Annotated in this window: 4 protein-coding genes; all 4 read right to left on the reverse strand. The window is 76.7% G+C overall.

Annotated features, from left to right (window positions below):
* Positions 1-504: 504 nt before the first annotated feature.
* The gene (locus CBZ_RS02445) at positions 505-4,218 is read right to left on the reverse strand and encodes a tetratricopeptide repeat protein (RefSeq protein WP_130780016.1); all 3,714 of its coding nucleotides are present in this window, start codon (positions 4,216-4,218) and stop codon (positions 505-507) included.
* On the reverse strand, positions 4,218-5,993 hold the full coding sequence (locus CBZ_RS02450) for a hypothetical protein (protein WP_130780017.1): 1,776 nt from the start codon (positions 5,991-5,993) through the stop codon (positions 4,218-4,220). The genes CBZ_RS02445 and CBZ_RS02450 overlap by 1 nt, the downstream gene beginning before the upstream one ends.
* 2 nt (positions 5,994-5,995) lie before the next feature.
* Positions 5,996-7,183: a hypothetical protein gene (locus tag CBZ_RS02455; RefSeq protein ID WP_130780018.1), complete on the reverse strand. Its 1,188-nt coding sequence runs from the start codon at positions 7,181-7,183 to the stop codon at positions 5,996-5,998.
* Positions 7,180-7,471: hypothetical protein (locus CBZ_RS20680; protein WP_165446611.1), on the reverse strand; the 292-nt coding region annotated here is incomplete at its 5' end. The genes CBZ_RS20680 and CBZ_RS02455, both read right to left, overlap by 4 nt.

The following is a 7,471-nucleotide window of genomic DNA, read 5'->3' on the forward strand; positions in this document are numbered from 1 at the left end:
CATGTGGGCGGGGGAGCGTGCGGGCTACCTCGTGAGGACTTTCTTTACTGACTCAAGCGTGCGGCTCTGCCGCGCGGGCCGGGCCTCCCGGGCGGGGCCCCGCGCTCCGCTCGCAAGCTCGCTGCGCGCACCCCACCCGTCCAGCCGGCCAGAACTGGCGAGCTGCAAAGGGCGTCGCCCATCCCGATGGCACGATCGGCTCGAGCGCGCACCCCGGCGCACCCCGCGCGTGAATCCGCGGCCGCCCCGACGCACTCCATGCACCCGATGAACTGGTCGAACGCAGCCGACGTCCCCCCTGCGATTCGCTCGTAATGAGAAGGTCTGGGGTTCGATTCCCCAAGGCGGCTCAGACCCGAAGGCCCCGTGCCAGCGTCATCGCCGGTGCGGGGCCTTCGTCGTGTCTCGGAAGGATCCCGCCGATGGAGGGCGTCGGAAGGATCTTGCCGATGGCGGAAAGATCTTGCGAGGCCGGACGGGACCGCGCCACGCAGGCATGCGCCGTCAGGCGGGGCCCCGCAGGAGCGTCATGAAGGCCGGGTCGTCGGGGAGGCGCAGGTCGGTGTCGTCGACCGCGCGGAGCGCCGTCAGGAGCCGCTCGCGGTAGTCGTCGACGGCCCGGGCGGTGCCCGTCGGCAGAAGCGGGCGAGTCGACTCGACGTCCTGCAGGGCGGTCCGCAGGGTGCCGCGCCGCATCCGGGGCGGCTCGCGGTCGAGCTCGTCGAGCCCGCGCTGCGCGTACCGCACGGCCTGGGCGGCGGTGTCGCCGACGAGCGTCGTCAGGGCCAGGTCGAGGAACGCCGACGCCGGGAAGGGTGCCTCGAGGGTCACGGTCTGCAGCGAGCGGACGGCGGCCGACAGGCGCCCGGTGCGAAGCTGGCACCACCCGTCGAGGTGGCACAGGCGCCAGTCGGGGACCGGGCCGGAGCGGATCTGCGCGAGGACGTCCTCGTACTGCGCGCGGGCGTCGTCCACGCGGCCGACGGCGAACAGGGCGTCCGCGCGGCCGCGTCGCGTCCACAGGTCGCCGGCGTCGAGGCGCAGGGCCGTCGCGTACGCCTCGAGGGCGTGCTCGGCGCCGTCGACGCCTCCGGACGACAGCCACGCGCGGCCGAGCTCCCGGTACGCGGTCGAGCGCTGCGTGGGGGTGCGGGTGGCGCGCTCGGCGGCGACGCGGGAGGTCTCCCACGACGCGGTCTGGGACGCGGTGACGGACAGCGCGACCCAGCCCTGCGGCTCGTCGGGCAGGGTGCGGACGACGCCGAGCGAGGTCTCCCACGCCTCGTCGAGCCGGCCGAGCTCGATGAGGGCGTCGACCAGGTCGACGGCGACGTCCACACGCTCGGGTGCGGGCGCGTCGCGCGACACCTCGACCGCCCGGTTCAGGTGCTCGACGGCCTCGTCGGAGCGGCGGGCCGCGACCAGCGCACCGCCGAGGATCCGCAGGACCATCGCGGAGTCGGGGCTCGCCCACAGGGCGTCGTGCAGGACGTCGAGGGCCTCGTCGAGCCGCCCGACCTGCCGCAGCAGGAAGCCGTGCATCGCGCGCAGGTCGACCGACGGCTCCGCGACGTCGGCGACGAGCGCGAGCCCCTCGTCGACCCGGCCACCGACCACGAGCAGGTCGGCGAGCTGGGCGAGCGCGAACGCGTTGTCGGCCTGCTGCGCGAGGGCCGCGCGGAAGTCCACCTCCGCCCCCGCGAGGTCGCCCGTCGCCCGCCGGAGCGCGCCGCGCGAGCCGCGGAGCCAGGCGCTCGCCTCGTCGCCGACGCCGTCGAACGCGACTCCCAGCCAGTGCTCGGCCTCGCCGTACCACCCGGCGATCCGGCACACCTCGCCGAGGACCGCGGCCGCGTCGACACCGACCTCCTCGCTGCCGACGAGCGCCAGGAGCGCGTCGCGGGCGCGGGTCGACTCGCCGAGGTTCGCCAGGGCCTTCGCACCCGTCAGCCGCAGGCGGTCGTCGGCCTCGTCGGGGGGAGTGCCCTCGACGACCTCCACGGCGGCCTCCGGCCGGTCGTCGGTGACGAGCAGGTCGGCGAGCTCGTTGCGCACCTCCGCCGGGTCCTGGACCGCGTCGAGGGCCTCGCGGAGGACCGGCTCGGCGCGGTCGGGTCGGCCGAGCGCGAGCAGCACGCGGGCGCGCACGAGCCACCACGCGGCGACGTGCGGCTGCAGGACCGTCAGGCGGCCGAGGACCTCGTCGGCGCGCCCCAGGTCCTCCGCGTCGACGTACGCGTCGGCCAGCGCGGCCAGCACCCACGGCTGGTCCCGCTCGAGCCGGTCCGCCTCCACCAGGTCGCGGACCGCGTCCGGCAGACGTCCGGGCACCGCGGCGTACACCTGCCCGCGCGTGCCCAGCGCCCACGCGTACTCGGGAGCGAGCTCGACCGCCCGGTCGAGGTGCCCGAGGGCGACCTCCCACTGCTCGCGGCGCCGGGCCAGCTCGCCCAGCAGGGCGTGCACGACGGGACTCTCCGGCGCGACGGCGAGCGCCCGGGCCAGCAGGTCGTCCGCCTCGTCCGGCCGGTCCGGGGACACCGTGTCGATCGCCAGCTCGGCCGCGCCGACGAGAGCCGAGACCGACGTCGGCGCGAGCGTCACGGCGTGCCGCCACGCGTCGAGCGACGCCTCGCGCTCGCCCCGGTCCTGCAGCAGCGACGCGAGGCTCTCCCACAGCGGCCCGCTCGTCGGGTCGAGGTCGAGCGCGGCGCGCAGGTGCTGCTCGGCCGCGTCGAGGTCGCCGCGCTGACGCAGCAGGTCGCCGAGCACGTACCGCACGAACGTGTCGTCGGGGCGCTCCTGCACGAGCCGCCCCAGGTCGTAGAGGGCGACCTCCTGGTGGTCCAGCGACCACAGCGCCTGCGCGCGGAGCACCCGCGCCCAGTGGTCGTGGGGGTCGAGCGCGAGCGCCTTCTCGAGCTCCTGCAGGGCCTCCTCGACCTCGCCCTGCAGCCCGACGGTCCAGCCGAGCAGCGCATGCAGGTCGGGGGCGTCGAGCTCGGTCGCGAGCGCGTCCCGGGCCGCCTCCTCCGCCTCGTGCTCCCGCCCCAGGCCGACGAGCGCGCGGATGCGGTACCGGACCGCTGCGTCCGGGCGGGTCTCGTCGAGGGTGTCGGCGCACACGAGGACGTCGTCCCACCGCTCCGCGGAGAGGAGCAGGGCCGCGCGGCGCTCCAGCAGGTCGGTGCCCTCCGGCCCGACCGCCCCCACGGCGAGCGCCTCCGCCACCGCCTCGTCGGACCGTCCCGTCTGCTCCAGCACCTCGGCGCGCAGCATCCGGGCGTCCGGCGACAGCGGCTCGGACGCGGCGAGGGCGTCGAGCGACGCGAGGGCGTCGTCGGGCAGGCCGGCGCGGGCCTGCGCACGGGCGAGCTCGTCGAGGAGGTCCGGAGTCGGGTCGAGGTCGTGGGCGCTGCTGACCAGCCGCAGCGCCTCGTCGTACCGGCCCGCGCGGGCGTACGCGTGCGCGCCGCGCAGGCGGGCGTCGACCCGGTCGACGCTCGGCACGTCACCCAGGGTGTCGCCCAGCTCGACGAGGACGTCCCACGCCCGCCAGTCGTGCGGGGCGCGCGGCGCGGACCGCAGCAGGTGGTCGTACGCGTCGCGCGGGTGCCCGGCGTCGCGCAGCGCGATCGCGTAGTAGCGACGCTGGTCGGGGGTGTCCTCGCCCTGGTCGAACGCGCGCCGCAGGACCTTGCACGCGTCCTCCGCCCGGCCTGAGTACAGCAGGACGACACCGTGCGCGAAGCTCACGACCCCGCGCCCGATCTCCGTGCCGCCGGCCTCGAACGCGTCGACGGCCTGCCGGAACTCCCGCTCGGCGTCGGACGTCTCGCCGCGCTCGCGGTGCACCAGGCCGAGCAGCGCGTGCGCGGAGCCGCGCGCCGCGAGGACCTCGATGCCGCGGTCGTCGGCACGTCGCCCCGTCCGTGCGGAGGCTCGCCCGTCGCCGTCCACCGACCCGCTGCCCACGGCGGAGGCCGGCGGGCGGGAGCGAGCACCTGGGCGCGGTCGCAGCCGGCGCAGCGCGACCCGGGCTGCTCGCTCCGCCTCGTCGAGCCGACCGCCCTGCAGCGCGATGCGGCCGTCCGCGAGCACCGGCCACAGCTCCGGGTCGAACTCGCCGTCCCACCGCTCGGGACCGCCGACCTCGGGCGGGCGGGACGGCAGCGACGGCAGGATCGGCGGGGTGCCCGGCATCCGGCGGTCGGTCATCACTGCCGTCCGGCGCCGATGCGGTGCGGCAGCGACGACCCGGTGCCCGACGTCCCGAGCCCCGACGTGCCGGTCGAGCGGTGCTGCCACAACCGGGTCACCGCGGCGGCGAGGACGTCCGGTCCGGCGTCGCCCTCCAGGCGTGCGACCCACGCGGCGTTGAGCAGCTCCAGCAGGGTCTCGGGCCGGGCGGGCACGACGGGCTCGGGTCCGTCGCCGGGGGCGCGGGCCAGGTCGCCTCGCCGCTCCTCGACGGCCTGCCACTGCTCGACCGTCAGGGGCGGGTAGGTGAGGCGGACGTCGCGCAGGGCCTGGACCGCGGCGGTCACCAGGGCGTCGACCCAGTCGTCGCCGGGCGCCGCACCGGCCCCGCCCGGGACGCCGGCCTCGGCAGGCGCGGCTCCGCCGGTCCCGCCACCGGCGAGGGGTGCGGGTGCGAGCGCGCGGGTCGCGCGCTCCCGGAGGCTCGCGAGCGTCTCGACGGCCTGCCACTGCTCGGGCGTCAGGGGCGCGGACGTGACGTCGGCGTCGTGCAGGGCCTGGACCGCGGCGGCGACCCGGGCGTCGAGCCCGTCGTCCTCGTGCGCGGCGCCCGCACCGGCCCCGCCGGGCTCCTCACCGCCGCCGACACCGCCGCCGTCACCGCCTCCGGCGGTCGTCACGGGCGCGAGCGTCCGGGTCGTGCGCTCCCACAGGCTCGCGAGCGTCTCGACGGCCGCCGACAGCCCGTCGTCGGACGCGGGCGGCGTGAGCGAGCGCAGGACCCCGAGGACCAGCCGGGCACGGTCCACGTCGCGCGGCCGGGCGTGCGCGCGCACGTCCGCGCCGTGCGGCTGCAGCCGCAGCAGCAGCGCCGCGCAGCCGTAGGCGGGCCCCATCGTCCAGGCGGCGAACGCGTCGCCGAACAGCTCTGCCAGCTCCGCGTCGTCGCACTCGGCTGGGACCTGCTCGCGGATCGCGGCCCGCAGGTCCGTGATCATCGGGTCGTCCCACAGGGCGACGCCGACCTCGTGCGCGGCGAGCGGCAGACCCCACACGGACCACTCGGGGAACCCCATCTTGATGACGCTGTCCATCGCGCTGCTCAGCGCCGACTGCGACGCGGGGATCGAGACGAAACGCGTCGACGCGAGCCCCCCGAGCAGGAACTCGCTCATCTCGCAGATCCGCCCGTCGAGGCCGGTCTCGCGGACCGTCAGCCCGCCGAGGAAGTCGACGTACTCGACGAACAAGGGCCGCGCCTGCTCGTGCAGGAGCGTGTCGAACGCGCTCCACAGCTCGCGCGGCGCGCCGGCCGCGGTCCGTGCGGCGAGGTCGTCGAGGGCCGTCGTGAGGACCCGGCAGCGGGTGTCGAGGCTGCGCTCGAGCTGGCCGGTGCGGTCCTTGAGGTCGACCTGGGCGCGCACGACGCGCACGAGCGGCCGGCGGGGGGCGTCGACCTGGGACCGGATGCCCTCGACCTGCGCCGACATCCCGTTGACGAGGTCGAGCAGCTGCACCTCGGTCCCGTCGGCGGCGACGCCGACGAGGCTCTCGCTGAGCGCGTCCTCGACGAGGGGGTTGAGGCGGACGAACCCCCGGAGCTGGTTGATGACGTCGTTGAGCTCCGCGAGGCCCTCGTACGCGGCCTTCGAGCTCGACTCGACGACGTCCGAGATCGCGGCCATCTGCGCGTTGCGGCGCTCCGCGAGCTCGACGGCGTGGCGGACCTTCTCGACGTCGCTGCGCAGCGTCGAGATCCGCAGCGCCAGCAGGTCCTGCGCGGGCGTCGGCATGGTCACGGCTCCTCTCGGGCCGGGGCGGTGGCGCACCACCGCAGGACGGTCGCCTCGACGCGGCGGAGGTCGGCGTCGCCGGCGTCCCAGTGGGCGCGGCGCCAGCGCCACGCGGCGTCCAGGACGGTCGGGACGGGCGGCGCGGGCGTGCCGGGGTCGTCGTCGGTCGCGTCGGTCGCGTCGGTCGTGTCGGTCCCGTCGTCGTGCCGCGCGCCGAGCCGGAGGGCGAGCGCTGCGGCGCGGGTCGCGTCGTCGTGCCGCAGGTGGACGGTGTGCCGGTCGAGCTGGGCGACGAGCCCGGTCGCGAGGTCGGCCAGCACGAGCGCGGTGGCGCGGGGCACGGGCTCCGCGCCGGGCAGGAGCAGCAGGAGCGGGCGGACGACCTCGCGCGCGGTGAGCGCCGGGCCGGGACGCCCGGTGGCGGCGCTGATCGCCTCGAGCGTCGCGGCCATGACCTCGACGCGCCGGTCCCACGGCGGGTGCGAGTCGCTCTCGGCAGCCGTCCGTCCGGGGTCGATGCGCAGCGTCACGCACGCGAGCGGGTAGGTCGCGCCGAGCGCGTAGGTCGCGAACACGTCGGCGGCGTACTCGTGCGCCCAGCCGCTGCCGTCGCCGGCCGGCACCCCGACGGCCGCGGTCTCGGCGACGGCCTGCGCGAGCGGACGGTCGCCACGGCGCAGCTCGCTCGCGCTCTCCAGGGTGTCGACGACGTGGTGCCCGAGCTCGTGCGCGAGGACGGGCAGGTCCCACACGGACGCGGGCGGGAACCGCAGCCGCAGCAGCCACGCGACGTGGTTCATCGACTCGGTGCCGGGGGCGAGCGCCAGCGTGACGGGCGTCCGGACGCGCGACGCGGACTGGAGCCACGACGTGAGCCGGTCGGCGGCGTCGAGGAGCCCGCCGTCGAACCCGTGCGTCCGCACGAGACTGGTCGCGAGCAGGCTGAACAGCTCGGCGTGCACGGACTCGGCACGGGTCTGCGCGCCGGCGAGCCGCGTCCACTCCTCGTCGTCGCGTGCGAGCAGGTCGGCGCGGACGTCGTGCAGCAGGGCCCGCAGGTCACGCTCGGTCCCCGGGGCGAGCGCCTCCCGTAGCAGGGGCGCGTCGAGGAGCGCCACAGTCCGGTCGAGCCGGGCGGTCTCGGCGCGGCGGCGGACGGTGTGCAGCTGGTCGGTGTCGGGCAGGGTCACACCGGCCCCCAGGCCCGCAGGACGACCGTGCGTGCGCCGGTCACGAACCCCGGACCTGGGCGCCCGTCGGTGAAGTCCACGGCGATGAGGACGGCGGCCGCGACGACGACGAGCAGCGCGCCGGCGGTGAGGACCGCGAGGTGCGGGACGGTCACGGAGAAGAACGAGAGCAGCCCTGCGGCGCCGACGATCGCGGCGACGATGCCGGACAGGACCTTCGCGAGCCGCTGGAACTGCGCGCGGATGGCCCGCAGCGCGTCCGTCGCCCGGTCGACGCCGTCGACGCCG

This window comes from Cellulomonas biazotea (assembly GCF_004306155.1).
GTDB lineage: Bacteria > Actinomycetota > Actinomycetes > Actinomycetales > Cellulomonadaceae > Cellulomonas > Cellulomonas biazotea.